1 protein-coding gene is annotated in these 1,289 nt (G+C 59.4%); it reads left to right on the plus strand.

Annotated features, from left to right (window positions below):
* Window positions 1–1,289, plus strand: a 1,289-nt coding sequence (pglX, locus tag AC2FJB_RS22825) for a BREX-1 system adenine-specific DNA-methyltransferase PglX (protein WP_496721246.1), incomplete at both ends; no start/stop codon positions are given.

Raw genomic sequence — 1,289 nt, forward strand, 5'->3', positions numbered from 1 at the left:
AAGAAGTTTGCTCAAGCGGCTCGCAACCTGCTGATTGATCAGGTGTCGGCACGTCTGGACCGCGTTATTGCTGAAAGCAGCATGGAGCGGCGCGAACGTCCGCAGGCCGTCAAAGACCTTGAGCAGGCCATTGCCCGTGACGGCCAGCAGCCGGTGATTGAACAGGTAGCCTATACCTGGTTCAACCGGTTCACGGCCCTGCGCTTCATGGATATGAACGGCTACAATCAGGTGCGTGTCGTCTCTTCGGCTGAGGGGGCAACGCGACCAGAGATCCTAGCCGAAGCAGCAGCCGGCAATCTACCGGACGGCGCTCCGGATCGCATTATGGCGCTGTTGGATGGACGTATTCCATCGAACGATGCTCAGTCTGAAGCGTATCGCACTTTGCTGCGGCATGAGTGCAATCGTCTTCACAACGCCCTGCCCTACATGTTCGAGGCCATCGATGACTATTCCGAGCTGCTGATGCCGGATGACCTGCTGTCGAACAGTTCGGTATTGGCCGAGATGCGTACGGTCATGACCGGAGACGCGTGCCAGGACGTTGAGATCATCGGCTGGCTCTACCAGTTCTATATCTCAGAGAAGAAGGATCAGGTCTTCGCGGGTCTAAAGAAGAACCAGAAGATCACAGCCGAGAACATCCCGGCCGCCACTCAGCTCTTCACCCCGCATTGGATTGTCCGCTATCTGGTGGAGAACTCGCTGGGGCGGCTCTGGCTGCTCAACAATCCGCACAGCGGACTGGCGGCCAAGATGGACTATTACATCGCGCCGGAAGAGCCCGAAACAGATTTCCTGCGCATCACCAAGCCGGAAGAAATCCGCATCTGCGACCCGGCCGCTGGTTCGGGTCACATGCTGACTTATGCCTTTGACCTGCTCTATGCCATCTACGAGGAAGAGGGCTATGACGCGACCGAGATCCCCGCGCTGATCCTGACGCACAACCTGACAGGGGTGGAGATTGACGACCGCGCGGGGGCATTGGCGGCTTTTGCGCTGGCGATGAAGGCGGCCGGCAAGCTGGGGCGGCGGCGGTTCCTGCGGATGGAGGCAAAGCCTGACATTTGCGTGTTGCAGAATGTGGCCTTTACCGAGGCCGAGATGCAGGACGTGGCCACTGTGGTGGGCGAGGATCTGTTCACTGATGAGCTACGAGAGACCCTGGGGCAGTTCGAGCAGGCCAAGAACTTTGGCTCCCTGATCGTGCCGAAACTGGCTGACCCGGCAGAGGCGCTGCGGGTGGTCGAGGCGCGGGACTTCGGATCCGACCTGCTGCTGAA

Source organism: Ruegeria sp. CDSC085 (genome assembly GCF_059610465.1).